Below are 24,829 nucleotides of genomic sequence, written 5' to 3' on the forward strand. Positions count from 1 at the left end.
GAAATACTGGGAATTGGATTTTTCACCGACGCCAAAGACGGAGCAGAGATGTGGGCGACCTCTGTATCGGGATCGCTGCTCTCAGCTTCATGGAGAAATCTATAGTTCACAGCTCGAGCTCGTCTGGGACTATTTTAGCGAGGTCCAAATCGATCAATCAGTGCGGTTAAGGGGAGGCCGAGAGGAACCCTAATTGTTAAAAATCGCCGATTGTAAAAAATAAGGTTTTCGCCTTGTTGCGGTGCCGAGTGGTCTTTCGGGGCGCCGAGAAAAGAGGTTGCGCAAAGCATAAAAATACCCACGCTGAGCGCCTGGTGGCGCGGCGTGGGCTGGGGGAGAGGACTAGAAATTAGTCCTGCGCAACACCAACGTTGACTTCGATGTTGCCGCGGGTGGCCTTGGAGTAAGGGCACATCTGGTGGGCGGCGTCGGCAAGCTCCTGTGCCTTGTCGTCCTCAACGCCTGGGATGGTGACCTCAAGGTCAACGCCGAGGTAGAAGCCCTCGTCGTTCTTGCCCAGGTTAACGCGGGCGCCGACGGAGGAATTCTCCACGTCAACACCCTTGTCCTTGGCCACTGCCTTCAGTGCGGAGTGGTAGCAAGCGGCGTAACCGGCAGCGAAGAGCTGCTCTGGGTTAGCACCCTCACCGCTGCCACCCATTTCCTTTGGGGCGGTCATGGTGAAGTCCAGATCGGAATCCTTAACTACGGCGCGGCCGTCACGGCCTGCTCCGGTGGAGAGTGCTTCGGTGGTGTAAACGGCGTCCATAATGACTCCTTTTCTATCGGGTCTTTGTACGTCCGCCGATTGTACGCAAGAACGCTAGTCTTCGACGACGGTCACGGTGACCTCGATATTGCCCCGGGTGGCATTGGAGTAGGGGCAGACCTGGTGGGCGGCGTCGGCAAGCTTTTGGGCGGTGTCCTTGTCCTGGGCGGGGATGGATACCTCCAGCTCTACCGCGAGCTGGAAGCCCTCGCCCTGCTTTCCGATGCCCACTCGTGCCCCCACCGCAGAGTCACCCAACTCGACCTTCTGGTTGCGGGCCACGGCCTGCAGCGCGGAGTGGAAGCAAGCGGCGTAGCCGGCGGCAAAAAGCTGCTCCGGGTTGGCACCTTCGCCGCTGCCGCCCATTTCCTTAGGGATGGCAAGGGTGAAGTCGAGGTCAGAGTCCTTGACGGTGGCGTGGCCGTTGCGGCCTGCTCCGGTGGCCAGTGCCTCGGTGGTGTACATGGCGTCCATGTTGTCTCCTTTCAGTAGGTGCTCGAAACGGTTTTGATTGTACACAATTAAATTGGCTGCAATGTTTTGTTGGCGTCTATACTTTTTGCCATGAATGACGCGCCCACAGATCACCTCGCCCTAGATAGTCAGCTGTGTTTTGCGCTCTACCGCGCCAATAGGGCAGTGGTGCGCTCCTACCGCCCGCTATTGGAGGAGCTTGGCCTGACCTATCCGCAGTACCTGGTCATGCTGGTGCTGTGGGAGGCGGATGAGCCGGTGCCGTTGAAATTCATCGACTCCCGCTTGGGCCTGGATAGCGGCACACTCACGCCGCTGCTCAAGCGCCTGGAAAAGCAAGGCTATGTGGAGCGCTGGCGCGACCCCAACGATGAGCGCCGCACCCTCGCTGCCTTGACTGCCGATGGCGCCTCCCTCCGCACCCGTGCCGAATGTATCCCGGAAGCCATGGCTGAGGCTTATAAGGAGGTGGGCCTTGACCTTGCCGAGTTCAAGAAATCGCTGGACATCCTGGCGGGCGTGCCTGTGGACGTGGAGCTGCCGTGGCCTTCTGAGGATGACTTTGAGGGCTAAAGTGTGATCTTCATATAGCAGATGAGGAAGGCTATACTGGCTTAAGAATTTTGGCTTTATACACGTAAAAATTGTTTCGCACTATGAGAGGAGGGGCCATGGCTACAGCAGTAGACGTCGCGCAGGTTATCTACAACAAACTGGGGTGGGTTGATGCTTGGAAGCTGGAGAAGCTTACGTATTACTGCCAAGCATGGAGCCTGGGCTGGTACGGGCGACCTCTTGTCTCGAATGAGTTTCAGGCGTGGAAAGACGGTCCGGTTGAACCCGACCTCTATCGCGAGAATAAATATCAACGCTCCGAGAAAACCTCTACGGTGTTACCGGGAGCTGATGTAGAGGCTATAGGGGACGAAGACGAAAAGATCATCGATGCCGTGATTGCCTTTTATGGTGATAAGACATCCGATGAATTGATTGAACTTACGCACTCGGAACGTCCATGGATCGTCGCTCGTGGTCAGATGGGCCCCGAGGCGAATGCTAACGAGCCGATTTCGCAGCTGGAAATGAAAAAATACTATGCCTTGCAGGAAGCTCGTGGTGTTGAAGGGCCGACGCGGCCTATGCTTTCTGTGCAGAATCTTTCCGGTGCCGACCTGCAGCAGCGCTTGCAAGCTTCAATAGAACGCTGGAAGGGCGCTCTTGAGATCCTTGCAACCCGATGAATGAGTACTGCCTTCCGGTGGAAGAGGTAGTTCGACTGAACCGTCAACTCATCGGTCGGGATGGCAACCTCCTCGATCGCTCGAAACTTGAGTCAGCATTGGCCACCCCTTTACAGACCTTCGGCGGAGAGTACTTGCACCCATCTGCACTGGATAGGGCTGCAGCGTTGTTGCACTATCTGGCAAAAGCGCATGCATTCGTCGACGGCAATAAGCGAATCGCCTGGGTATGTGCCTCCACCTATTTAGAAATCGAAGGCTTTGGGCTGGGGCCAATCGCCGATGAAGAGATTGTGGAGCTCGTTGAAACCGTGGCCGCTGCGCGCGATAAGAAGGAAGGCTTCATTGCAGAATGGTTTGCTGAACGGTTGATCTAGTTCGGTCTGGTTAGTTCCTAGAGTAGCGGTTAGTTGGTAGTGGCCACGCGCTTGGTCCACACGCTTCGGTCCGCGGTTTCAAAAGAGGCGCGCACCGTAGTATCTCCGGGCTTTTCGCAGGTAAGATTCCGCTGGTCGCTGCCCATGTGGCACTTCAAGTTATAGGACTGCTTGGTCACCGGGCTGCTGGCGGTGATATCTGCCTGGTACACCGCCGTCACCGTGGGATCTTTCGAACGCATGGTGTAGCTAGCCTGCATCGCGGCGTCAAAGACCGCGGCGGCGAATTCGCAGGAGGTGGCATCGCCGGCGTCGATGGAATCGCCTGATGAAGATGTGCCGCAGTAGCCGCCAATCTGGCCTACGGTGATGTTGTGGTTGCCGTCGGCTGGCGGAGCGGGCTGATCCGGTTCGGCCTGTTTAGTGACCGTCTCGGTGCGGCGTTGCTTCGTGTCCTTCTCCGGGCTGGATTCTTCTTCGGCTTCGCCCGCGGCAGAGCTATTGTCCTGTGCGGTGGAGAAGGCCGGCTCGTTTTCCGGCGCGGAGTTGTTATCGGAATCGGAGCCGGTGCCGCAGGCGCTCACGGTGAGGCCAGCGGCGAGAAGGATGGACGCTACGGGGAATAAGGAAGGGCGCTGCATAGGGATACTGTAGCGCCCTTCGGGGCGCGGCGCGCGGCTAGTGATCGATGCGGGCGGGTGGAACTGGCGCACCTTCGGGCGGTAGCACCTTCGGGTACTTCTTGGCTGTTCCAGAAGAAGTAGCCGCGCCGGTTGCACCGCTGGTTGCGGCGGCATCGGCGTTGCTGATGGGGGAAGGACGGTGGGGAGTGGGGTCCCAGTGGGCGTCGACAAGCTTGCGTTGGCACACCCAGCCCAGGGCCAAAATGGCCAGCGCGATAAGGGCAATGAAGACGAGGCCCAAGGCACCATCGGCGTGGATGGACCAGCCCAGCAGCAGGCCGAGCCAGCCAAAGTCAGTGTCACCAAAAGTGGTATTCGCGGAGCCGAAGGAACCAAGGACACCGAGGAGGAATGCCGGCAGGAAGGTAATAATGAGGCCATTAACAAAGGCGCCGAGTGCCGCACCGCGGCGACCACCGGTGGCATTGCCGTAAACGCCTGCTGCGCCGCCAGTGAAGAAGTGCGGCACCAGACCAGGCAGAATCAGTGCAATGCCAAAGGCCGGATTGAGCCAGGTGGAAAGGACGGCAAGGCCGACAAGTCCGCCGAGGAAGGAGGAAATGAACCCAATGAGAACTGCGTTCTGGGCATAGGGAAATACGATCGGCGCATCCAGTGCGGGGATCGCGCCGGGCACGACCTTGGCGGCGATGCCCTGGAATGCGGGTACGAGCTCGCCCAAAATGGTGCGGACGCCAAAAAGGATGACGGCCACAGCCACGCCGAACTGGAGGCCTTGGGTGACGGACTGCATCAAGAAATTGCCCACGTTGCTAGCACCATCCGGGAAAGCAGTAAAGGCTTTTTCAGTGCCGGCGCGGGCAATGAAAAGCACGGCAAGGACCACGTACATCAGCGCCATGGACAGCGCGGTTGCCACCATAGAATCGCGCAGGAAGCGCAGGCCTTCTGGCAGCTTGAGGTCCTCAGCGGAGGGCGACATTTTCTTACCCTTGCCGCCCACTAGCTTGCCGACGCCGCCCGCAGCCAAATACCCCGCAGTGCCGAAGTGCCCGATGGCGACGGAATCATCTCCAGTAATGCGGCGGGTAAATGGGTGGGCGATAGCCGGGAGCGAGACCATAAGGATGCCGAGTAGGGCAGCGCCGAAGGGGATGACGACCCAGGACGAGTACCCGGCAGGTGCGAGCACCATCGTGAGAAGTGTGGCCATAAAAAGGACGTGGTGCCCGGTGAGGAATACGTAGCTCATTGGCGTGAAGCGGGCGAGGAGCAGCGAGACCACAAAGCCAAGGATCATGATCCAGGCGACCTGGCTGCCGAACTGGTCTTGTGCAATGCCTACGATTGCCTCATTGGTTGGCACCACGCCTTGCGCGCCAGTAGCGCCCGTAATCATGGCGCCGAGCGGCTCGAGCGAATCGGTGACAAGGCCGGCGCCGGCACCGATGAGCAAGAAGCCGAGCGTGGCCTTGATGGCGCCGCCGATGGTTTTGCCGGTGCCGCGTCCCATCGCGGCCAAGCCGACCGCGGTGATGATACCGATGAGGAATGCCGGTACGGAGAGAATCTCATTAACCAGGAAATTTGCTATAGCAAGAAGAAAATCCATGAGGATGCTCCTTAAATGTCATAGAGCTCGCGCAGAGCCCCATCGATTTCAGACATAGAGGTGAAGTCTTGGATGACGTACACAGGGACCCCGACATCACCCAGCGTTGCCGCAATTTCGCCGGAGGTGAGCAGGAAATCCGCCTCGCCTGCACGGCCCTTGGCGGAGATGGTGTCTGTGGCTTCTACATTCAGGTACGGTCCCCAGCCCCATTCGTCCAGGACCTGCTCGAGCGTGTTCTTAAGGAATAGCGACGTGCCCAGGCCGTTGCCGCACACCGTGAGGATTTTTCCTTTGGAGGCAACAGAATCGCCGGCTTTTTGCTTCGCTGGGTGGGCCGGCTCCGTCGGTGCTGTGAAAGTTGCGCGCTTCTTATTCGAAGTGGATGCCGTGAGGACTGTGCGGAGCTCTTCTTCGGATTCTGCGCGATCAAGCTCATTGCGCTTGGTGGCTAGCAGTTTTGCGAGCTGCCTCATCGCTTGCAGATGCTCGGAGTCACTCCGTGCTGCAAACGCGACGACGAGGTCTACAGGATCATTGGAATCGTGCCCGAATTCCACCGGCTTATCCAGGCGCACCCACGACAGTGAGGTTTCTTTTACTGCCTCCGAAGGGCGTGCGTGCGCAAAAGCGAAGCCTGGGGCCACCACGATATATGGGCCCGTTTCCTCCACAGAGCGCACCATAGCCTCGGTGTAGTCCGCGGTGATTGTGCCGGCTTCTTTCAGTAGTGATCCCGCCAGCCGGATAGCTTCTCGCCAGTCCTTGGCGGTGCCGTGCAGCTCCACTGCACCGGGCGCTAAGAGGGAATCTAGTGTGGCCATATGCATCTCCCATCACAGAAGTAGTGACATTGGGGTCAATGTCACTGATGATTCTATGCCGCGGAAAATGGGAGGTAAAAGCAGGGGTAACGTTTGCACTGGGGCGGTTGGAGCTGCTGTAGAGACGGCCGAATTGGTTCTATAGGCCTTTAGCGTGGTCGCAATGCAAGGGGGAAGCCGTGTGTTCTCGGCAAGGCCGGAACTAGAAATGGACTCGTGCTAATGGGCGGAAATGAGAAATCCCCGCTGGTGCGGCGAGAAACACAGCTAAAGTGCTGTTTTGAGCACTACAATAGGCCCCTTCCGTTGGATACGGGAGGGAGCTGGATTCGCCTGTCAAGTACTGCCTACCTCAGTAAGAAGTAGGCCCGATTTCACTTCAGACTTTGTATCTTGGCGGGCTTAGGTTTCTGTAGTAGCTAGAACGGGAGATGTACGTGCGTTGTACGCGGGCAGTTAATCGAGCTCGAAAGTCTCGCGGCCGATTTCATCTTGGCTGAAGGACTTAGATGCAACAAGGTCCACAGGTGTAGTTAGATCATCGAGCTCGTAGGCTATTGTTCCGGCGACAGTGCCTCCCTTTTTAATCTGCTCCAGCTGAGTATCGGAAGTTTCAGGATCAATATAGGAACCGAGGTCGAGCTCGTTTACCTTATTCGGATCATTGTCTTGGATGGCGGTGAAGTACACGACAAAGTCGGTGGTAGTTAGGGTTTCATCCGTCTTATTCGTTACGTCGTAGTTAAAGACGAGAAGTGGCTTTTCACCCATTTCGTTGCCAGGCTCACCGGGCTTGACAACATGATGATCGGTGATTTCGAACTTGGCGGCTGGAATATCCAGGACCCCATCTTTAAAGGTTTGGCTAAAATCTGTGCTCTTTAGCTCTTTAACGGTTGTCGGATCATCCTTCACCTTTTTCATGTGTGTGGTGAATTCCTTATCTTCAATCGCGACCTTGAAAGTTAAGGAGTCATCATCGATAGAGAAATCTTTCTTGTCTGACGAAGCGGCCATCCACTCAGAGGCAGTGGCAACGGTATCGCGGTTTGAGGTAACGGTCTCACCGGATGCGGCGGCTTGAGCGTCAAAGGTGCCAATCCAGTAGATCATGCGATTTTCGCCGTTGTCCATTACCCATTCGATGGTGATGACGTCATCGGTGATGCTGGCCTCCATCCAGCCATCTTCAGAAGCGCTGTCCTCTTGCTTCCACGTTCCAATTACGGACTCCGCATCGGCCTGTGCATCGGACGCGGAATTGTTGGAGCCGACTTCCTTTGGATTGTCGCTGCTACTATCTGAGCAGGAAGTAAGCGTGAGTGCAGAGACGAGAATGAGAGAAGAGAGTAGTTTGCGCATAATTAACTTCTACCCTCAGGGGGTAGGAAGCGTACAAATACTCAATAGCGAAGGGGGCAAATTGGTCTTTGGCCACTCTTTGACTAATCTTTTGAGGGCGGATAATCGCCCAAGTGGGCGGGAAATCTGCGTGGGGCTATAGCTCAGTCGGTTAGAGCTACGGACTCATAATCCGTTGGTCGCGGGTTCGAGCCCCGCTGGCCCCACGGTGTAGGGGGAGCAAGGAGGCGTCGGCAAGCAAGGCCGGCGCCTTTTGTGTTTATCTGCGCATACGGGTGTGCTGATTGCGCAAGCGCGGGCGGTGAAGTCTAATAACCATATGGTTGAAGTAGATCCGCTCATTGAATCTCTCTACCGCTGGTCCGATATCAGTGGTGTGCTGCTGATGGGAATTATCGGTGGCACTATGGCGCGCAAGCGCGGCTACGATATCATCGGCTTCTTCTTCATTGCGATGTTTTCTTCCCTGGGCGGCGGTATGGTGCGCGATGTACTCATTAACCGCGGCACCGTTGCGGCAATGAGCCAACCGGAATACCTCTACTTGGCCTTTACCGGTGCGCTGATCGCTCGCTTTGTTTATTTCAAAGGCAAGACCTGGGATTATCTGCAGGCGCATGGCGACGCCGTCGTTTCCGGCCTGTGGGCCGCCACCGGCGCGGTGAAGGCCATTACCTACGGCCTGCCGCTTATTCCATGCATCATGATGGGCGTGTTTACTGCCACGGGCGGATCGATGATTCGTGACATCGTGATGGGGCGCGAGCCGAGCGTATTTGGTGATAACCAGCCGACGGTTATCCCGGCTGTTGCTTGTGCTGTCATCGTCTTGGTGGGCCACCACTTCGACATGATGGCGGTGGGCATGATCATCGGGCCGTTAGTTTCTATCTTCTTGGCGCTGCTGGGCATCTGGGCTGGGTGGCGCGTGCCGGCCTACCAAGACTGGGCGCCTATTAATGACACCGCCGCACAGGTTAAGGTCCTAGCGAAAAAGGCTGAGAATAAAAGCCGTGCGGTAGGACGCCGCCTAGAGCCGCACCGCCTACGTTCTTGGCGCCACCGCCAGATGGAGGCCGCGCTGCAGCGCCGCATTGAAAAGGAAGTGCGCTCCGGAAAGCGCCGCAAGGAGGCTGCTGCGGAGGCTAGCGAGTTTATGGAGTCCTTCGAATCCGATGTGGATCAGCTCAGCGTCCAGGCCACCGAGGCCGAGAACACCGACTTTGGCGTGGACCTAAGCGGTGACTCCTATGAGGCGGAAGAGCAGGCCTCCCACGAGGAATCCCAGCGCCTGCTGGATACCATTTTGGAAGATGACAAGCTTACCGATGAGCTCATTGACCGTCTCATGAAGCGTTATAACTCGCGGGAGTAGGGGCCGGGCAATCCGCGCTCAGGTTATTGGGCGCTTGCTCGGTTGCTGGCAGTCAACTGGCATCTAGTTTTCAGGCACGCGTCCTAATCTGGTGGCATGAATCTGAAGTATTACTTCTACGAGCTGTGGAGCCTCTTTGTTGACCACGGCTTGCCGCTTATCGCGCTATTGCTGATAGGCATTTTGATCCCGCGCATCGGCAGGCTGGCCATCCGCATTATGGAGCACCGCCTCGATGAAGAGGAAGAAGCTACCAAGGCGCGCCTGGCGCTGACCGGTGCGCTGGTCTACATCGTGCAGGCAGCAGCGTACTTCCTCATCATCTGGGCCGCGCTGACCAATCTCGGCGTGCCAGCGGTGGGTGCGGCGGTGCCGGCGACGATAGTCTCGGCCGCCGTGGGCTTTGGCGCCCAGTCCATCATTGCGGACTTTCTCTCCGGCTTCTTCATCCTTTCGGAAAAGCAATTTGGCGTGGGCGATTACGTCAGCTTCGATGGCGTGACCGATGTGGAAGGCACCGTAGTGATGCTGACCCTGCGCACCACCAAGGTGCGCACGCCTACCGGCGAGCTGGTCACCGTGCCCAATAGCTCGGCCGGCGCGGTCACCAACTATTCTCAGGAATGGTCGCGCGCCGTGGTCAACTTTGACGTGCCGGTGCAAGAAGGCGAGACCCTGCCGGAAATCACGCGCCGGGTGCGCACGATTTCCGAGCAAGCCATCCAGGAACCGTCCATCGCCGTGGACGTCAATGGCGAGCTCGAGGTGCTACCGGCCACTCAGTTGGTTGCCCCGCAGGCCGCCGGACAGTCGTGGCACGTGACCTACCGCGTGCTGGTTACCGTAAACCCCGCCCGCCAGTGGGCGGTGGAGCGCGCCATCCGCTCCGCGCTGCTTTCCGAGTTCTGGGATCACTACAACGTGGCCGACTTGGACGAATTCCAGCGCCCGCTTCTTCCGGCAGGCGACAATGCTGCGGCACAAGAGTCCGTCAAGGATGCCTCCGTGGCAGGGGAGGGCTCGCGCCCCGATTCCCAGCCGGAACACCAGTCGCCCGAGGTGGATGGCCCGGATAGCGACGGCCCCGGAAAGCCCGCGCTGCCGGATGAGGAGGACCACGAGCCCGAGCCCACCCAAGGCATCTGGCGCGCGCTGGAGACTAACTCCAAGTTCCAGAAGATCGCCACCATTGGCGGCCGGGTCCGCGCCTCTACCACGGGCCTCATCCTGGCTCTGCTCGTCGTCGGCGCCTTGGCCCTGGCCTCAAGCAATCCCGAAAATGCGGATGCGGGCTGGCTTTCGCCCGAGCATTGGCGCGATAGCGGCGCGGAGGCTTCTTCCTCGCAGCTTTCCGACGCCCCCTCCACCAACCCCACCCCCGAAACCACCGAGACCGGCACACAGTCCGAGCCGACAGAAGACAGCTCTGCTGCCACGGAGACCGCCAACCCGCAAGGCTCTAATGGCACTGGCACGACCGATTCGCCTGCCGGCAGCGGTGGTGGCGGTGGCCAGGAAACTGGCGCTACTGGTAATGCCTCGCCCGCCCCGAGCGCCGCCAACGGGGGAACCGATTCCGGCAACGGGGCCGGCACTGCGCCCACTGCCGGGAGCGACGCTGGCGATGGCACCCAAGCGTCCGGAACCGCCGGCAGCACCGGCCAAGAGATCCCGGCAGAGCCGCGCTAGTACGGCTGGCCTTCTACAGTAAGCCGGTCTGTTCAGCGCTCATTATTGGGCGAGGTAAAGCTGGCATACTCGCTGGTGTCATTATCCTTTTGACAGTGGTGAAATAGTGCGGACCGGCTGCGTGTTGCACTGGGCATGACTTCACTTTTCGAACCACTGGAACTTGGCCGATTCAAGCTAGATAATCGCGTGACCATGGCAGCGCTGACCCGCCAGCGTGCAGGCGAAAGCGGTGTACCTACCGAGCTGCACCAGAAGTACTACTCGCAGCGTGCGACGGCTGGTCTGGTGGTTACGGAGGGAACCTTCCCGGCGTGGACCAACCGCGCATTCCCGGGCCAGGCAGGCATTGCGACCGACGAGCAGGCAGAAGGTTGGCGCGCCGTCGCAGACCGCGTGCACGAGGAAGGCGGCACCCTGTTCATGCAGATGATGCACGGTGGCCGCACGAGCCACCCAGACCTGATTGACGGAGCGAACCCGGAGGCGCCGAGCGCCTTTGACTGGGGCGGAACCGTGCGTGGCTTCGCTGGCAAGATGGACGCGCCGGTGCCGCGCGAGCTGAAGAAGGAAGAGCTGCCGCGCATCGTGGATGAATTCCGCCAGGGCGCGCGCCGGGCTATTGATGCTGGTGTTGACGGCGTGGAGATCCATAACGCGAATGGCTACCTGCTGCATGAGTTCATGGCGCCGTCTGCCAATAAGCGCGAGGATGAATTTGGCGGCAGCCCGGAAAATCGCTGGCGCCTGCCAGAAATGGTCATCCGAGCAGTGGTGGAGGAGATCGGTGCCGACCGCGTGGGCGTGCGTTTCTCCCCGGCACACAACGTGCAGGGCGTTATCGAAGACGACCAGGAAGACATGCTGGCCACCTACGTCGGGCTTCTCGACGCCCTGGCACCGCTGAACCTGGCTTATGTGTCCTTGCTGCATGGCGAGCCGGACAGCGAGCTCATCGCCACGCTGGCACAGAAGGCACGTGCTAACGGTGTGACCAAGGTGCTCATGAATGATGGTTTCCCCACGATTACCTCCAAGGAGGATGCCCAGCGCGAAATCGAGCTGGACTACGTGGACGCCGCAGTGGTGGGCCGCCAGCTTATCGCCAACCCGGATCTGGTGCGCCGCTGGCGCGAGGGCCTCGAGCTTAACGAGCCGGACCAGGATACGTTCTACCTGGGCGGCGAGCGCGGCTACATCGACTATGAGTATGCCGCGGACTAGGGAAGAATCCGCGGCACCAAAGGGGGCCCGACAGGCGGGCGAGTGATAGGTAGTGAAATTCCCCAGAGAGGGTCTTTCACTATCCCTATCGAAGGTGTACTACTCGTTCGTTAACACCGAGTACCTGTCATGTGACAGAACTTACAACTACTTGGTGTAGCCCTCACCCGGGCGCCAGGTCATGGTCACGGCCTCGCGCATCGGGGACTTGGCGGTGAGCAGGTTATCTACGCGCAACCAGTGCATTTCCGCCGAATCCGGGCGCACGGTGACATAGCTGTAGCCGTGGTGGTCCAGATCCACGTGGCGGGTGTGTGGGTTGGCGCTCATCAAGTAGCGTTCAGCCAGCTTGGAAAGCTCATTGCCTTCCGGCAGCTTCAGCTGCTCGTTCACGTTGGGCGCAGACACGGAGGCGCAGACCATCTCGGCGCCGAAGATGCGGCCGTCCTTGCTGATATTATGCGCCCACTCGGAGTGGATATCGCCGGTGACAAAGAGGGTGTGGGAGTCGTGTTTTGAGAGGGCGTCGATAAGCAAGCGGCGCTCCGCCGAGTAGCCATCCCACTGATCGCCGTTGACCGGAATGCCGGTGATATTGGAAGACAGCGAGGAAGAGATCGGCTTGGTCTTGTCATCTTGTTGCAGGGTAGCCAGGTTCATGGGGGAGAACATGACGGAATTGCCCAGCATATTCCACTTGGCAGAAGAGGTCTCAATCTTATTGAGCAGCCAGTTGTACTGCTCAGAGCCGAGCATCGTGCGGCCTTCGGCGGCCATCTTGCGCGGGCCAAAGCGTACCTGCTCATCGCGGTAGGTGCGCAGGTCCATCATGGTCAGCTCCACCAGATCGCCGAAGGTCAGGCTGCGGTAGAGGTGGCCCTGCTCCGACGGGTTGGTCGCGCGCACCGGCATCCATTCGAAGTAGGCCTGCATGGCGGCCTTGCGGCGGTCCAGGAAGGCTCCTTCCTCGCCTTCGGTGTGGTTCTCGGCGCCCTCGCGCCAGTTATCGTTGGCCACCTCATGGTCATCCCACACCACAACCCACGGCAGCGCACCGTGTGCGGCCTGCAGGTTCTCATCGGTGCGGTAGCGGCCGAAGCGGATGCGGTAATCCTCCAGCGAGATAATCTCGTGCGCAGGGTGGTGCAGGCGCACCGGGCCATAGCCGGCGTATTCGCGCTGCGGATACTCGTAGATATAGTCGCCCAAGAAGATCATATAATCCAGCTGGTCAGCGCGGCCGCGCTGGGCAATATCGCCATAGGCGTTGAAGAAGCCGGACTCCCAGTTAGCGCAGCTAGCCACGCCGAAGGTGAGCTCTTCCGGGGAGGCGCTCAGCGCCGGGGCGGTCTTGGTGCGGCCGACGGGCGAGTACTTATCCTGCGCCTTAAAGCGGAAGAAGTACACGGTCTCCGGCTCTAGGCCGTGCGGGGCCACGTGCACGGTGTGGTCCTGGCTGGCGTCGGTGGTCACCTCGCCCTGCTTGACGACGTCCCCAAACTCCTCATCCTTGGCAATTTCCCACTCCACCCGGGTGGCCTCGCCCAGCCCAGATCCCGGCATGGCATCGGCTTCCGGGGTCACGCGGGTCCACAGGATGACCGAATCCGGAATCGGGTCACCCGAGGCGACGCCGTGGAGGAAGGGCCGCTCGCCCAGCTTCGGCTCCACCATGTGCTGCTCCACGCGCGGCGAGAGGCTGCTTTGGGCGTTGGCGGTATTCGCGGCGGCAGTGGACAAAGCGATAGCGGCGCCGGCGGTGCCGGTGGTCTGCAGGAAGCGGCGGCGATTAACTGCGCTGCCCGTGTTCTTAGAATCATTAGACATGGTTGAAAGTTTTCTCATGTCTAATGGGTGTGCAACCGTTTCCTGCCCGATTCCATAAAATGTTCTTGTTGTTTTAACCGGTGGTTTACTTGGGCGGCCGCCTGTGGGCCTGACGCGTCTGGTGGCTGGGCGGTTTCGAGGGGCTTTCGCCGGCTTCTGTGGCTTAGGTCCAGTCTGATCGGGCTGAATTGAGGTCTTTAGGGCTGAATTGAGGGGTCCATTCGCTCAGATCGGCCCGATCACCTTGGACCTAAGGTGTACGGGATCCAGTAGACCTAAGGTATGTGGGATTCGTGAACCCAAGGCGTACGCGGGCCCAGTAGGCCAAAGGAGTGACCGGCTCGAAAAGGCGCGCCCAAAGCGGTCCAGTCCTTCCGAATGTGGCTCAGTAGGCTAGAGGGTATGAGTGAATTTAGCCAAATTAGCCAGTGGCCCGCGGATACGGTGGCCGGAGCCTTGCTGCACCGCGGCGAAGTGCAAGAAACGGTGGGAGATACCGCCCGCAAGTTTCCGGTGGCATCGGTAACCAAGCTGGTCGCAGCCTACGGCGTGATGCTGGCCGTGGAAGAAGGAGCCGTGGAGCTTGAGCAGCCGGCCGGCCCGGAAGGCTCCACGCTCGAGCACCTGCTTGCACACGCCTCTGGGATTTCCTTTGATTCCCGGGAGCCGCAAAAGCCGGTGGGCGAGCGTCGCATCTATTCCTCGGCCGGTTATGAGTGGGCCGCGGATACCGTGGCCGAAGCTACGGGCATGGGCTTTGCCGAGTACTTGCGCGAAGGCATTTTGGCCCCGCTGGGCATGGAGTCCACCCGGCTGGAAGGCTCGGCCGGGCACGGTTTGGTTTCCACAGTGGAGGACCTCGCAGCCTTTGCTGCGGAAGTTCAGCACCCACAACTCCTGCACCCTTTCACCGTGGCCGATATGCGCCGCGTTCACTTCGGCGGCCTGCGCGGCATCGTTCCGGGCTATGGCAGCTTCAAAGACTGCACCTGGGGCCTAGGCTTTGAAATCCGCGGCGATAAGGATCACTGGATGGGCGCCTTGCCTGCCGACGCCGTCGGCCACTTCGGCATGTCCGGCACCTACCTTTGGGTCGCCGGCGACTATGCCATGGTCGCGCTCACAAACCGCGACTTTGGCGAATGGTGCAAGCCGCTCTGGCACGATACAAATACCGACATCTGGAACTCTTTATAATCTGCCCGCTTCGGCGGAACGAGCGCCTTCCACTGGGGGAAGTGGTGCGGTGGAAGGCTCCCCCGCGGGGCGGGGAGAAATTGGGGAATTTCGTGCGAAATGTGGCCATCCTGCGCGGGAAGCCGGCGTGAGCGCACGGGCAGCGGTTGCGTGAGAGCCTAGTTGTGCTTTCCCGGGCGTGAGCAGGGCTTCTGTTGCCCGCCGTCAAGGAAGGCAAGAATTTTCTCAGCAAACTCCAAATTTCACATTTGTAACATTGGTTTCACCTGCACCTTTGGCCCCAGTCTGTACCTAGGGTTGAGGTTTAGCGAATGGGGGTTGAAGTGAAAGTTGAGGGTTGTAGGGAGGGGTGTGACGCAGGAAAATTGTGAGCAGACGCATCAGACAGTTCGTTGGGGAAGACGAAGCTCGTCTTGCATCGCGCCGGGCCGGCAGGCCTCGTGCGGTGGTGATCTATGTCGAGGGAGAATCGGCTATGAATACGTGCGTTAACCCTGCGCCGGTTGAACAGCCGGCCTCCACCTCCACGTGGCCCTCCGTCAACGGCGGTGCCACCGTGGTCACCGGTGTGCTTAAGATTTCCGGGATGCCGCGCACGCTGCGCTCGGAGATTGAACACGCCATGGATCGGTGCATCCGTACCGAGTCGGAATTTATCATTCCGGGCGATGACCCACTGACCGCTCAGTGGTGCACTCGTTGGTTCCGGGATGGGCTTTCCGTAGCGGCGCTTGCCCAAGGCGGCAGCGCCTGCGCCCACGCAGGCAGCGGTATCGGCTGCCACCAGGTGCTTACCGGCACCCGTGAGGAGCTGGACGCGCTTGATTGCGTCGTGCGCTACCTCGCGCAGCGCCACGGCTTTACTGCTGCCGTGCGCCTGCCTTAGAAGGCGCGAAAGGGGTTGGACCAGCTGCTGCTGGCCAACCCCTTTGCTTCTGCCGCCGGATGGTGCGATTAGGGAAGAACTATTCCGCTTCGGCGAAGGGATCCAGGATCTTGTCTGGCAGCTCCGCCACGGATTTCAGCACGGCCGACGGGCGGTACGGGTAGCGGGAAATTTCTCGGTCATCGGAGATGCCGGAGCGCACCAGGACCGTGCGCATGCCGGCCTCAAGGCCCGCCTTGACGTCTGTATCCATGCGGTCACCAATCATGACCGTGTGCTCCGAGTGAGCACCAATATGATTGAGCGCCGAGCGCATCATGACCGGGTTAGGCTTGCCCACGTAATAAGGCTCGCGGTTGGTGGCGGCGGTAATCAGCGCAGCTACGGCGCCGGTAGCCGGAAGTACGCCCGTGGGGGCAGGGCCGGTGACATCCGGATTGGTGGCAATAAAACGCGCACCATCGCGGATGAGGTTAATGGCGGTGGTAATCGCTTCAAAGGAGTAAGTGCGGGTTTCACCAAGCACCACGAAGTCCGGGTCATCGTTGGTGAGGATCCAGCCTGCCTCATGCATGGCGGTGGTCAGGCCGGATTCGCCCACTACGTAGGCCTTGCTGGAGCTTACCTGGCTGGAAAGAAAATTCGCGGTAGCGGTAGCGGAGGTCCAGATGCGCTCTGCAGGGATATCCAGGCCGGTATTGCGCAGGCGTGCAGATAGGTCCCGCGGGGTCGACATGGAGTTATTGGTCAGCACCATGTACTCGATGTCGTTGTCTTTAAGTGCCTGGATAAATTTATCGGCGCCAGGGATCATCTCACCTTCTTTGATGAGCACGCCGTCCATGTCTGATAGATAAGAAATCATTGGTGATCCTCCACATACTCGGCGATATCGCCGATGGTTTCGCTGTTGAGCATCGTCTCCTCAGAAAAACGCACCTGGAAGGCCTCTTCCGCGCGCACGGTGAGCTCCACCAAATCGAGCGACTCCACGCCGATATCCTTCAGGCGGGTCTCGCGGCCCAAGTCTTCCTCGGTCCCGGTGACCTTGTGGATGAGTGCGATGAGCTGGCTAAGAGTATCTCGTTCCGGCTCCTTATCCGGCGCACTCGCATTGAACTTTGCCTGCAATTGGGCACTGAGGTCGTTTGCCATGCCCACCAGTCTAGTATTGATCCCGTTATGGCATTGAGAAAACGTTCTTCCGTTGTGGCGCGTAGTTGGCTCAAGCGCCTGCGCCCCTCGCACCGCGCCGAGCTAGAAAAGCTTTATGGCGGATTGCATGATCCCTCTACCGAGCCGGGGCTTACCCACATCAGCGCGTCCGGCACCGTGGACCACGATGGCCTAGACATCGCCTGGTATGAAGTAGGCCAGCAGGACGCCCCGGTGACGGTGGTGTTCATTCACGGCTATTGCCTGTCTTCAGAAGCCTATTATGACCAGGCCAATTACCTGCGCGGCCGCAATGCCCGCGCACTCTTGGTGGACCTGCGTGGGCATGGGCAGTCCTCCACGGTCGCCCCAGAAGAGTGCACCGTTGACGCGGCTGCCGACGACGTCCTAGCCGTCATCCGCGAACGCGCTCCCCGCGGCAACTTGGTCATCGTGGGCCATTCCCTGGGCGGCATGGTGGCCTTGAACCTCATCCGCCGTGCGCCGGCCGAGGTGTATGAGCGCATCAAGGGCGCGTTGCTGATTTCTACTTCTATGCGTCGCTTTGCGGCCAAGGGGGTGGCCCAGATCTTGCAGTCCAAGTCCTTGCACGCGCTCTACCGCTTGTGCCTGCGCCTGCCCGGGCGCGTCGATAGTGCCCGCTTCGAAGTTGCCCGCTTTATTGCCCCGCTTTTTGCCGTGACCCTAGCCGGCTTTCCCCAGATGGAGAAGCTGCAGTTCCATGTTGCCATGCTTCTCGATACCCCCTTGGCCTCCTACTCCGGTTTCTTCGACGATCTTCTGGAACACGCTGAGTACGGCGCCGCCGAAAGGCTGGCGAAGCTCCACGGTGAGGTAGTGGTGGGCACCGCTGATATCGTGACCCCGCGTTCGCAATCCGAAGTGCTCTGTGAGAATTGGCCCGCCGCGAGTTTGCAGACGGTGGAAGGCTCCGGACACATGGTGATCCTCGAAGACCCTGAGGCTATCTCCGCGGCCCTCGGCCGCGTCCTCGACGCGATATAGGCAGGCCGCTCGATAGAGCCATTCTCGAGGCATGTAAAAAGGCGCCGCGGCGGGAAGCCGGCGGCGCCTTACTTGCAACGCATTGGTGCGGGTTTAGCTCGCACCAATGCGGGGATTAGTCCTCGATGTGGGTGGTAGCGGTCGGATCATCTAGCTTGAGATCCTTGGCTGCCTTCTCCACAACGGAGCGCTCAATCTTGCCCTCGCGAGCCAGGCCATCGAGTACGGCGACGACGATGGACTCGGCATCGATGTTGAAGTAGCGGCGTGCGCCTTCGCGAGTATCGGAGAAGCCGAAGCCATCCGCGCCCAAGGTGATGTAGGTGCCTGGGACGTACGGGCGGATCTGCTCCTGCAGCTCGGTGGTGAAGTCAGAGACGCCAACGAACGGACCTTCGTAGCCCTTGAGCTGGGAGGTAGCAAATGCTTCGGTCGGCTCCTCGCCCTTGCGCAGGGCCTCCTTGTTGCGGCGGGCACCGTCGCGGGCCAGCTCGTTCCAGGAGGTGACGGAGAAGATGGAGGCCTTGACATCGAAGTCGTCGGCAAGCAGCTGCTGCGCGCGCAGCGCCTCGTGCACGCCCACGCCGGAAGCCAAGATATTGGCAGCAATGGAGCCGCCCTCAGCGGTGTTGAAGTGGTAGATGCCCTTGTGCAGGCCCTCCACGTCCAAGTCCTCCGGCTCGGCCGGCTGGTGCACCGGCTCGTTGTAGACGGTGAGGTAGTACATGATGGCCTCATGGTCCTTGCCGTACATGCGCTCAATGCCGCGGGTGACCAGGTGCGCCACCTCGTAGCCGAAGGCCGGGTCATAAGAAACCACGGCCGGGTTGGTAGCGGCCAGGACAGGGGAGTGGCCGTCCATGTGCTGCAGGCCTTCACCGGTCAGGGTGGTGCGGCCGGCGGTAGCGCCGATAATGAAGCCGCGGCCCATCTGGTCACCGGCCGCCCAGAAGGCGTCGCCGGTGCGCTGGAAGCCGAACATCGAGTAGAAGATGTACAGCGGAATCATGGCCTCGCCCTGGGTGGCATAGGACGTAGCTGCCGCGGTGAAGGAGGCGGCGGCGCCGGCCTCAGAAATGCCCTCGTGCATGATCTGGCCGTCGGTAGCCTCGCGGTAGGACAGCATCAAGTCATGGTCAACCGGCACGTAGTTCTGGCCGCGTGGGTTCCAGATCTTCATGGTGGGGAACCAGGAGTCCATACCAAAGGTGCGGGCCTCGTCCGGAATGATCGGCACAACGCGCTTGCCCAGCTCCTTGTTGCGCATGATCTCCTTAAAGGTGCGAACCAAGGCCATGGTGGTAGCAACTTCCTGCTTGCCGGAACCCTTACGCACGGAGCGCAGCTTATCCAGCGCCGGTGCCTCGAGCGGGGTGAAGTCCTCACGGCGCTCCGGCAGGAAGCCGCCGAGCTCTTTACGACGCTCCAGCATGTACTTGATCTCCGGGGAATCCTTGCCCGGGTGGTAGTACGGCGGCAGGTATGGATCCTTTTCCAGCTCCGCATCGGAGAACGGAATCTCCTGCTTATCGCGGAAGCGCTTCAGGTCATCCAGGGTGAGCTTCTTCATCTGGTGGGTGGCGTTGCGGCCCTCGAAGTTGTGGCCCAGGCCGTAGCCCTTAATGGTGTGCGCCAGGATGACGGTTGGCTTGCCGGTGCCCTTGTTCTCCAGCGCGCGAGCATAGGCGGCGTAGACCTTGCGGTAATCGTGGCCGCCGCGGCGCAGTGCCCAAATCTCATCATCGGACATGTCTTCTACCAACTTGGCCGTGCGCTCATCGCGGCCGAAGAAGTGCTCGCGCACATAGGCGCCGTCGTTGGCCTTGAAGGTCTGGTAGTCACCATCGGAGGTGGTGTTCATGACGTTGACCAGGGCACCCTCGGTGTCCTTTTCCAGCAGCTTATCCCAGCCGCGGCCCCAAATAACCTTGATGACCTCCCAGCCGGCGCCGCGGAAGAAGGACTCCAGCTCCTGGATAATCTGGGTATTGCCGCGAACCGGGCCGTCAAGGCGCTGCAGGTTGCAGTTGACCACGAAGGTGAGGTTATCCAGCTCGTAAAGGGAAGCGATCTGCAGCAGACCGCGGGATTCTGGCTCGTCCATCTCGCCATCGCCCAAGAAAGCCCATACGTGCTGCTTGGAGGTGTCCTTGATGCCGCGGGTCTCCAGGTACTTATTAAAGCGTGCCTGGTAGATAGCGTTAATCGGGCCCAAGCCCATGGACACGGTGGGGAATTCCCAGAACCATGGCATCAGACGCGGGTGCGGGTAGGACGGCAGGCCCTCGCCCTCACCGCGGGAGACCTCTTGGCGGAAGCTATCCAGATCCTTTTCGGTCAGGCGGCCTTCCATGTATGCGCGCGCGTACATGCCTGGGGAAGCGTGGCCCTGGAAGAAGACCTGGTCGCCGCCCGAAGGATCGTCCTTGCCCTTGAAGAAGTGGTTCAGGCCGACCTCATACAGTGGGGCAGCGCCTGCGTAGGTGGAGATGTGGCCGCCCACGCCAATGCCTGGGCGCTGTGCGCGGTGCACCATGATGGCTGCGTTCCAGCGGATCCAGCGGCGGTAGCGCTTTTCCAGCTCCTCATCACCTGGGAACTCCGGCTCCATGGTGGTGGGGATGGTGTTGACGAAGTCCGTAGACGTCAGCGATGGCATCTCAACGCGCTTCGCAGTGGCACGCTCGAGCAGGCGCAGCATCAGGTAGCGTGCGCGCTCCGGATCGGAGTGGTCCAGCAGACCATCGAGGGAGTCCATCCACTCGCGGGTCTCTTCTGGATCATTATCGTGAAGATACGATGCAACGCCGTCGCGGATGAGGGGGAAGTTGGAGTCGCCCTGGTGGGCGTCCTTCTCGGCCATTTAAACCTCCTATTTAAGGGTCTGCACAGTTTGCCTACTAGGATACGCGCTCACAGATCCACAGTCGTTGTGAAGTCCGACTTAAGGGGACGTGCGGTACGTTACATCGCCATAACCAGTACCTTTGCAAAGTTTGTTGGGGCAAAAGAGGGTAGTTTGCTAACTCTGTGGAGCCAGCTGCGTTGGTGGCAGGGCCTGCAAAATGGGGGAATTGCGGCCCTTAGGCGGGTAAAAGGGGCCGGTGGACGTTAAAATGCTTCTATTAAGCCGCGATTTACCCGCAGGATGCGGGCGATACGCGGACCAGACATTCACTAAAATAGGAAGGAAATGCATAGTGGCTGACGCTGCAGTCAAGCTCGGAATCAAGGAAGGGCAAATCGCCCTGGAGCTTGGTTGGGACGAGGATTGCGATACCGCAATCTCTGAATCGATCGAGGCCGTGCTCGGCGATGACTTCTTGGAAGAAGAAAATGACGAGCTGTGCGATGTAGTCCTTCTTTGGTGGCGCGAAGAAGACGGCGACCTTGTGGATGGACTGGTGGACGCGAGCCGCCCGCTGGCCGATAACGGTGCAGTCTGGCTGCTTACTCCAGGTGCCGGCAAGCCGGGAACCGTAGAGCCTGGGCTCATCTCTGAGTCCGCTCAGCTGGCAGGCCTAGTGCAGACCAAGGCGGAGCGCCTAGGCGAGTGGCAAGGCTCGTGCTTGGTGCAGCGCGGCTACACCAAGAAGTAGGGCTTTACCTGCCGATTTGTGTTGCTTTAGCAACCTGCGCTACTGTTTCTAACAGCGCAAGAGCGCATGCGGCTTTAGCTCAGCTGGAAGAGCAATTGGTTTACACCCAATAGGTCGGGGGTTCGATCCCCTCAGGCCGCACAAGGTCAGAGCCCCTTTTCGAGAAATCGGAAAGGGGCTCTTTCATATACCCACGACAACGCCACGACAGGGTTAAGGGTCAAAATGTGTGTCTGGTTCGGCGTGTCGGTGGGGGTTAGATTTGCCAGCTTCCAGGCCGGCTGACTGGGCGTAGACGGTGTAAGTGAAGTCCTAGTCGTTGGGATGATCAGTACGGCCGACGGTGCGCTAGGAAACACCGGCTAGGTAGCTTCTACTACGCAACCGTCCCAACGTGCGCGGCACTAGAGCCAATTCTTTGAGCTAGTTCCGTTCAGGTTGTCGGCGCAGCGCAGCAGGCGATGGGCTGGGCAAATACTGCTGCATTGGTGACATCGGGGCGGCTCTCGTTGGCGGAGAATTACCTAGTCTATAGCGCTATCGGTCGAAGTCTCAGCTGGTCGATTCGTTGCATTTTGTTTCTCCACCGCAGCGGGAGTGTGGTCGATTCTTTGGCATTGATCCACCACACCGCCGTCAACTACCACAGGTTGGCAGCCGCACCGTGGATTTGGCGTCCCAAGGCCAGATATATGCTCCCAAAGCGTATATTCCGCGAGAACCTACAGTTCAGACCCTAGAAATCCCCGGTCCCAGACACACTTTCTGACCCTTAACCCCAGCCTAAAAGTACAGATCCGAAAATTTATACCTCTTGCTGGCAGGCCACTACCCGCACGAAAGCGTGATAGAGAGGGCTTAGCCCTCGGTCGCTGTTATGACGGGGCGGGGCTAGCTCTGTAGGAAGGGGCTCTTCAATCGACGCTATCGCTCAAGGTCCAACCTTGCACTCAACCGATCAATCCGAGCTCTTGTGCACTCGATGCCGCCATGTAGACTCCCACAATTGCCGCGATCCACAGCAACGTCACTTTCGCTTCATACTCCAGCCGACGGATGGCGCGCTCCAAACGAGGAAAGATAGCCGGCCCCGCTGCGCCTGCAATGACAGCTATAAGAGTTGCCGGTAGGACCATGATGATGCAGTACCCCGCAATAATCGCGACCTTGCCGCTAAACCCGAAAGACATAGACTGGATAATTCCCATTGCGCCTAGGTAGGGCAACATCGTCGCAGCCTCGACAACGGCAGCACCTAGCGCAAGTCCCACCATGCCGGACGCACTCAGTGACGCGCCCCGAGCAAGGCGAGAAGCCCGACTCTTTGTTACTTCTGGGCCGGCGGTGTGCGTGGCCGCGGGCTTTTTGGGGTTTGGTGAGAACGTACCGAAGATGAAAAGCCCCGCGCCCAGCACAAGCGTCACCCACCGGAACCAATCAGCCTCGCTTACGCCAGAAAGTCTCAATACTGCAGCATCGAACCCTACTAGAAGCGCAATGCCAAGGCCGCAGTAGGCTGTGGCGATCGTAGCGAGATAGGTGCCCAATAGGCCTAAACGTACTCGTCGCCAGATAACAATCAGGGCGATAGGAATGACAAGGGTTCCTGCACTCAGACTATCTACGAGTGCAAGGCCGGCAAGGGGAAGAAAGTCTGACATGGAGTTCTCCGGTAGTCGGGTGTTAGCAAGGAGATTGACCTCAGCTTCGTGAAAGGCCTCAATCCCGCGTCATACGTTCGTATTAATTGCGCGCTTGGTACGATTGTATGAGGCGCAATGCGTGAGCGCAACTACACTCATTAATGGCTCATCACATCTGAGCTACGGAAGATTGGAGCTCCATGTCCGTTGATCGCAACACAACCATCACCGGCACCGCCGCAGTGATCGCTGATGCTGCCATTCGAGTGATGGTCAGCCAGGGCCTCGATGCCCTGAGCGTGCGCAATGTCGCCACTGAGGCCGGCGTCGCACCTGGGACTGTCCAGTACCAGATGGGTAAACGGGACGACATCATCGCGAAAGCTTTTGTCAGGTCGTTGCAGCGCCAGGAATCGCGGGCCCTTACCCAAACCGATGCGACGGATTTTCACGCGGTCTTCCACGGTCGCTTGGCTGAACTTTTGCCAATTGGACCTGTCCAGCGCGAGGATTCCGCTGTGTGGGTCATAGTGGGAGCTGCTGCCTCGACGCGCGAATGGCTGGCTGACTTATACGACGCCGAGGTGACGAAGTTTCGGGCGCGCGTGTCTGAAGGTCTCGAAGCCGCGCAACGTTTCGGAAAGTTGGCCCGAGGACTGTCGCCTGAGCAAGGTGCTTGTCTTGTCACTGCACTGGTCAACGGGCTGACGATCGACTACCTCAATGCTCCTGTGGACTCGTCGAAGCAGTTGCTGGCAGACCTTGCTTCGGGACTCGCGCTGATTGTAGAACCCGGTTCTCCTAATGGCTAGACCGGAATGTAGGGGCTGAAAGCCGTTAAAGACAAGAACGCGCAGGACAGGGGAGGCATGCTTAGGAGCCCGAATTCTTAGGAGTCAGCAGTTAGACGCCATACTGCTTCACGGATGACTTCAGGGCGCTTGCAGAAGGCAAAGCGCACTTTGTGCTGCCATGGCTCAGGGTTGTCCGTGAAGGCGGCCAGCGGGGATGGCGGCAACACCTTTGGTTACGGGCAGCTGCATGCAAAAGTCCACGCCGGTCATGCCGGTGGAGGAGATATCGGCAACCACGTAGTAGGTACCGCCGGTGTCATGTACGTGGAAACCAAGCTGCTTGAGGCCTTCCACGAAGATGCTGCGGCACTCTGCAAGTTCATCCACCATGCCGTCCAGCCATTCCTGTTCATAACGTAGAGCATGGGCCACGGCGGGCTGGAATGGCGTGGTGGAGACGAAGGTGGTGAATTGCTTGGCTTTGATGACGCCGTCGAGAAGCTTAGGAGCCGCAATGGCCCAGCCAGTCTTCCACCCGGTGCAGTTGAAGGACTTAGCGGCGGAGGAGACCGTGATGGTGCGCTTGCTCATACCCGGTAGGGAGGCGATATGGACGTGTTCAGCATCGCCGAAGGTGAGGTTCTCGTAGACCTCGTCGGCCAAGACGAGGAGATCCTTCTCCACGCAGAGCTCGGCAAGCGCGGTGAGCGCGGCGCGAGAGAAGACCGATCCAGTCGGGTTGTGCGGAGTATTGATGATGACCATGGCAGTCTTATCGGTGGGTTAAGGGTCAAAATGTGTGTCTGGTTCGGCGTGTCGGTGGGGGTTAGATTTGCCAGCTTCCAGGCCGGCTGACTGGGCGTAGACGGTGTAAGTGAAGTCCTAGTCGTTGGGATAATCAGTACGGCCGACGGTGCGCTAGGAAACACCGGCTAGGCAGCTTCTACTACGCAACCGTCCCAACGTGCGCGGCACTAGAGCCAATTCTTTGAGCTAGTTCCGTTCAGGTTGTCGGCGCAGCGCAGCAGGCGATGGGCTGGGCAAATACTGCTGCATTGGGGGGTGTCCCTATGTTTTTGTCAAGTGCCAGACCGATGTTGACGAGCACAGT

Annotated in this window: 22 protein-coding genes, 2 tRNA genes and 1 pseudogene; 13 read left to right on the forward strand and 12 right to left on the reverse strand. The window is 59.4% G+C overall.

Translation table 11 applies throughout. The features are described from left to right. Positions 1 to 349: 349 nt before the first annotated feature. Complete coding sequence (locus tag LG376_RS07090; protein ID WP_049377754.1) at positions 350 to 769, reverse strand: organic hydroperoxide resistance protein; 420 nt, start codon at positions 767 to 769, stop codon at positions 350 to 352. Between the two features lie 54 nt (positions 770 to 823). Next, positions 824 to 1,243, reverse strand: a complete 420-nt coding sequence (locus LG376_RS07095; protein ID WP_198491787.1) for an organic hydroperoxide resistance protein — start codon at positions 1,241 to 1,243, stop codon at positions 824 to 826. 90 nt (positions 1,244 to 1,333) lie between these two features. Between LG376_RS07095 and LG376_RS07100 the strand changes: the two genes are divergently transcribed. The 3 genes from LG376_RS07100 to LG376_RS07110 all read left to right on the forward strand — a co-directional run bounded on the left by LG376_RS07100 (position 1,334) and on the right by LG376_RS07110 (position 2,861). Continuing rightward, the gene (locus LG376_RS07100) at positions 1,334 to 1,816 is read left to right on the forward strand and encodes a MarR family winged helix-turn-helix transcriptional regulator (protein WP_225746642.1); all 483 of its coding nucleotides are present in this window, start codon (positions 1,334 to 1,336) and stop codon (positions 1,814 to 1,816) included. 98 nt (positions 1,817 to 1,914) lie between these two features. Then, positions 1,915 to 2,484, forward strand: coding sequence for a Panacea domain-containing protein (locus tag LG376_RS07105; RefSeq protein ID WP_225746643.1), 570 nt, complete (start codon positions 1,915 to 1,917; stop codon positions 2,482 to 2,484). Next, a complete protein-coding gene (locus LG376_RS07110) occupies positions 2,481 to 2,861 on the forward strand; it encodes a type II toxin-antitoxin system death-on-curing family toxin (RefSeq protein WP_225746644.1) in 381 nt (126 codons plus the stop codon). Before LG376_RS07105 ends, LG376_RS07110 begins: the two co-directional genes overlap by 4 nt. 29 nt (positions 2,862 to 2,890) lie before the next feature. Here the strand turns inward: LG376_RS07110 and LG376_RS07115 are convergent, their stop codons facing one another. From LG376_RS07115 to LG376_RS07130, 4 genes are all read right to left on the reverse strand, one after another. Then, complete coding sequence (locus tag LG376_RS07115) at positions 2,891 to 3,502, reverse strand: hypothetical protein (protein WP_225746645.1); 612 nt, start codon at positions 3,500 to 3,502, stop codon at positions 2,891 to 2,893. A gap of 37 nt (positions 3,503 to 3,539) precedes the next feature. Continuing rightward, positions 3,540 to 5,117, reverse strand: a complete 1,578-nt coding sequence (locus LG376_RS07120; protein WP_225746646.1) for a PTS ascorbate transporter subunit IIC — start codon at positions 5,115 to 5,117, stop codon at positions 3,540 to 3,542. An 11-nt stretch (positions 5,118 to 5,128) separates the two neighbouring features. Further along, on the reverse strand, positions 5,129 to 5,941 hold the full coding sequence (locus LG376_RS07125) for a PTS sugar transporter subunit IIA (protein WP_225746647.1): 813 nt from the start codon (positions 5,939 to 5,941) through the stop codon (positions 5,129 to 5,131). A gap of 456 nt (positions 5,942 to 6,397) precedes the next feature. Beyond that, the gene (locus LG376_RS07130) at positions 6,398 to 7,303 is read right to left on the reverse strand and encodes a DUF5067 domain-containing protein (protein WP_225746648.1); all 906 of its coding nucleotides are present in this window, start codon (positions 7,301 to 7,303) and stop codon (positions 6,398 to 6,400) included. Between the two features lie 132 nt (positions 7,304 to 7,435). Between LG376_RS07130 and LG376_RS07135 the strand changes: the two genes are divergently transcribed. From LG376_RS07135 to LG376_RS07150, 4 genes are all read left to right on the forward strand, one after another. Then, positions 7,436 to 7,509 (forward strand) — tRNA-Ile (locus tag LG376_RS07135). A gap of 113 nt (positions 7,510 to 7,622) precedes the next feature. Then, complete coding sequence (locus LG376_RS07140) at positions 7,623 to 8,678, forward strand: trimeric intracellular cation channel family protein (RefSeq protein ID WP_225746649.1); 1,056 nt, start codon at positions 7,623 to 7,625, stop codon at positions 8,676 to 8,678. A 96-nt stretch (positions 8,679 to 8,774) separates the two neighbouring features. Next, on the forward strand, positions 8,775 to 10,367 hold the full coding sequence (locus LG376_RS07145) for a mechanosensitive ion channel family protein (RefSeq protein WP_225746650.1): 1,593 nt from the start codon (positions 8,775 to 8,777) through the stop codon (positions 10,365 to 10,367). A gap of 135 nt (positions 10,368 to 10,502) precedes the next feature. After that, positions 10,503 to 11,591, forward strand: coding sequence for an alkene reductase (locus LG376_RS07150; RefSeq protein WP_225746651.1), 1,089 nt, complete (start codon positions 10,503 to 10,505; stop codon positions 11,589 to 11,591). Positions 11,592 to 11,738: 147 nt separating this feature from the next. Here the strand turns inward: LG376_RS07150 and LG376_RS07155 are convergent, their stop codons facing one another. Continuing rightward, positions 11,739 to 13,418 carry an alkaline phosphatase gene (locus LG376_RS07155; protein WP_225746652.1) on the reverse strand — a complete coding sequence of 560 codons (1,680 nt, stop codon included), beginning with the start codon at positions 13,416 to 13,418 and terminating at the stop codon, positions 11,739 to 11,741. A gap of 402 nt (positions 13,419 to 13,820) precedes the next feature. On the opposite strand from LG376_RS07155, the gene LG376_RS07160 reads away from it, so the two are divergent. Next, positions 13,821 to 14,615, forward strand: a complete 795-nt coding sequence (locus tag LG376_RS07160; RefSeq protein ID WP_225746653.1) for a serine hydrolase — start codon at positions 13,821 to 13,823, stop codon at positions 14,613 to 14,615. A gap of 475 nt (positions 14,616 to 15,090) precedes the next feature. Then, positions 15,091 to 15,501 (forward strand): hypothetical protein, encoded by a 411-nt coding sequence (locus LG376_RS07165; RefSeq protein ID WP_225746654.1) that lies wholly within the window; start codon positions 15,091 to 15,093, stop codon positions 15,499 to 15,501. Positions 15,502 to 15,580: 79 nt separating this feature from the next. Here the strand turns inward: LG376_RS07165 and LG376_RS07170 are convergent, their stop codons facing one another. Both LG376_RS07170 and LG376_RS07175 read right to left on the reverse strand, forming a co-directional pair. Further along, complete coding sequence (locus LG376_RS07170) at positions 15,581 to 16,366, reverse strand: HAD-IIA family hydrolase (protein ID WP_225746655.1); 786 nt, start codon at positions 16,364 to 16,366, stop codon at positions 15,581 to 15,583. Beyond that, positions 16,363 to 16,656, reverse strand: a complete 294-nt coding sequence (locus LG376_RS07175; RefSeq protein ID WP_225746656.1) for an acyl carrier protein — start codon at positions 16,654 to 16,656, stop codon at positions 16,363 to 16,365. The genes LG376_RS07170 and LG376_RS07175 overlap by 4 nt, the downstream gene beginning before the upstream one ends. 27 nt (positions 16,657 to 16,683) lie before the next feature. On the opposite strand from LG376_RS07175, the gene LG376_RS07180 reads away from it, so the two are divergent. Continuing rightward, positions 16,684 to 17,682 carry an alpha/beta fold hydrolase gene (locus tag LG376_RS07180; RefSeq protein WP_225746657.1) on the forward strand — a complete coding sequence of 333 codons (999 nt, stop codon included), beginning with the start codon at positions 16,684 to 16,686 and terminating at the stop codon, positions 17,680 to 17,682. Positions 17,683 to 17,797: 115 nt separating this feature from the next. Here the strand turns inward: LG376_RS07180 and aceE are convergent, their stop codons facing one another. Next, positions 17,798 to 20,545, reverse strand: a complete 2,748-nt coding sequence (gene aceE / locus LG376_RS07185) for a pyruvate dehydrogenase (acetyl-transferring), homodimeric type (RefSeq protein ID WP_225746658.1) — start codon at positions 20,543 to 20,545, stop codon at positions 17,798 to 17,800. A 337-nt stretch (positions 20,546 to 20,882) separates the two neighbouring features. On the opposite strand from aceE, the gene LG376_RS07190 reads away from it, so the two are divergent. Together LG376_RS07190 and LG376_RS07195 are read left to right on the forward strand one after the other, a co-directional pair. Continuing rightward, positions 20,883 to 21,281 (forward strand): DUF3052 domain-containing protein, encoded by a 399-nt coding sequence (locus LG376_RS07190; RefSeq protein WP_005324380.1) that lies wholly within the window; start codon positions 20,883 to 20,885, stop codon positions 21,279 to 21,281. Positions 21,282 to 21,349: 68 nt separating this feature from the next. Further along, positions 21,350 to 21,422, forward strand: a tRNA-Val gene (locus LG376_RS07195). Between the two features lie 809 nt (positions 21,423 to 22,231). Here LG376_RS07195 and LG376_RS07200 read toward each other — a convergent pair. Next, positions 22,232 to 22,942 (reverse strand): GAP family protein, encoded by a 711-nt coding sequence (locus tag LG376_RS07200; protein ID WP_225746659.1) that lies wholly within the window; start codon positions 22,940 to 22,942, stop codon positions 22,232 to 22,234. Between the two features lie 182 nt (positions 22,943 to 23,124). Between LG376_RS07200 and LG376_RS07205 the strand changes: the two genes are divergently transcribed. After that, positions 23,125 to 23,736: a TetR/AcrR family transcriptional regulator gene (locus tag LG376_RS07205; protein ID WP_225746660.1), complete on the forward strand. Its 612-nt coding sequence runs from the start codon at positions 23,125 to 23,127 to the stop codon at positions 23,734 to 23,736. A 77-nt stretch (positions 23,737 to 23,813) separates the two neighbouring features. Here LG376_RS07205 and LG376_RS07210 read toward each other — a convergent pair. Then, positions 23,814 to 24,498 (reverse strand): annotated as a pseudogene (locus LG376_RS07210) (aminotransferase class I/II-fold pyridoxal phosphate-dependent enzyme); the annotation flags it as partial. Positions 24,499 to 24,829 lie beyond the last annotated feature (331 nt).

The organism is Corynebacterium sp. Marseille-P4611 (genome assembly GCF_916618765.1).
Lineage (GTDB): Bacteria > Actinomycetota > Actinomycetes > Mycobacteriales > Mycobacteriaceae > Corynebacterium > Corynebacterium marquesiae.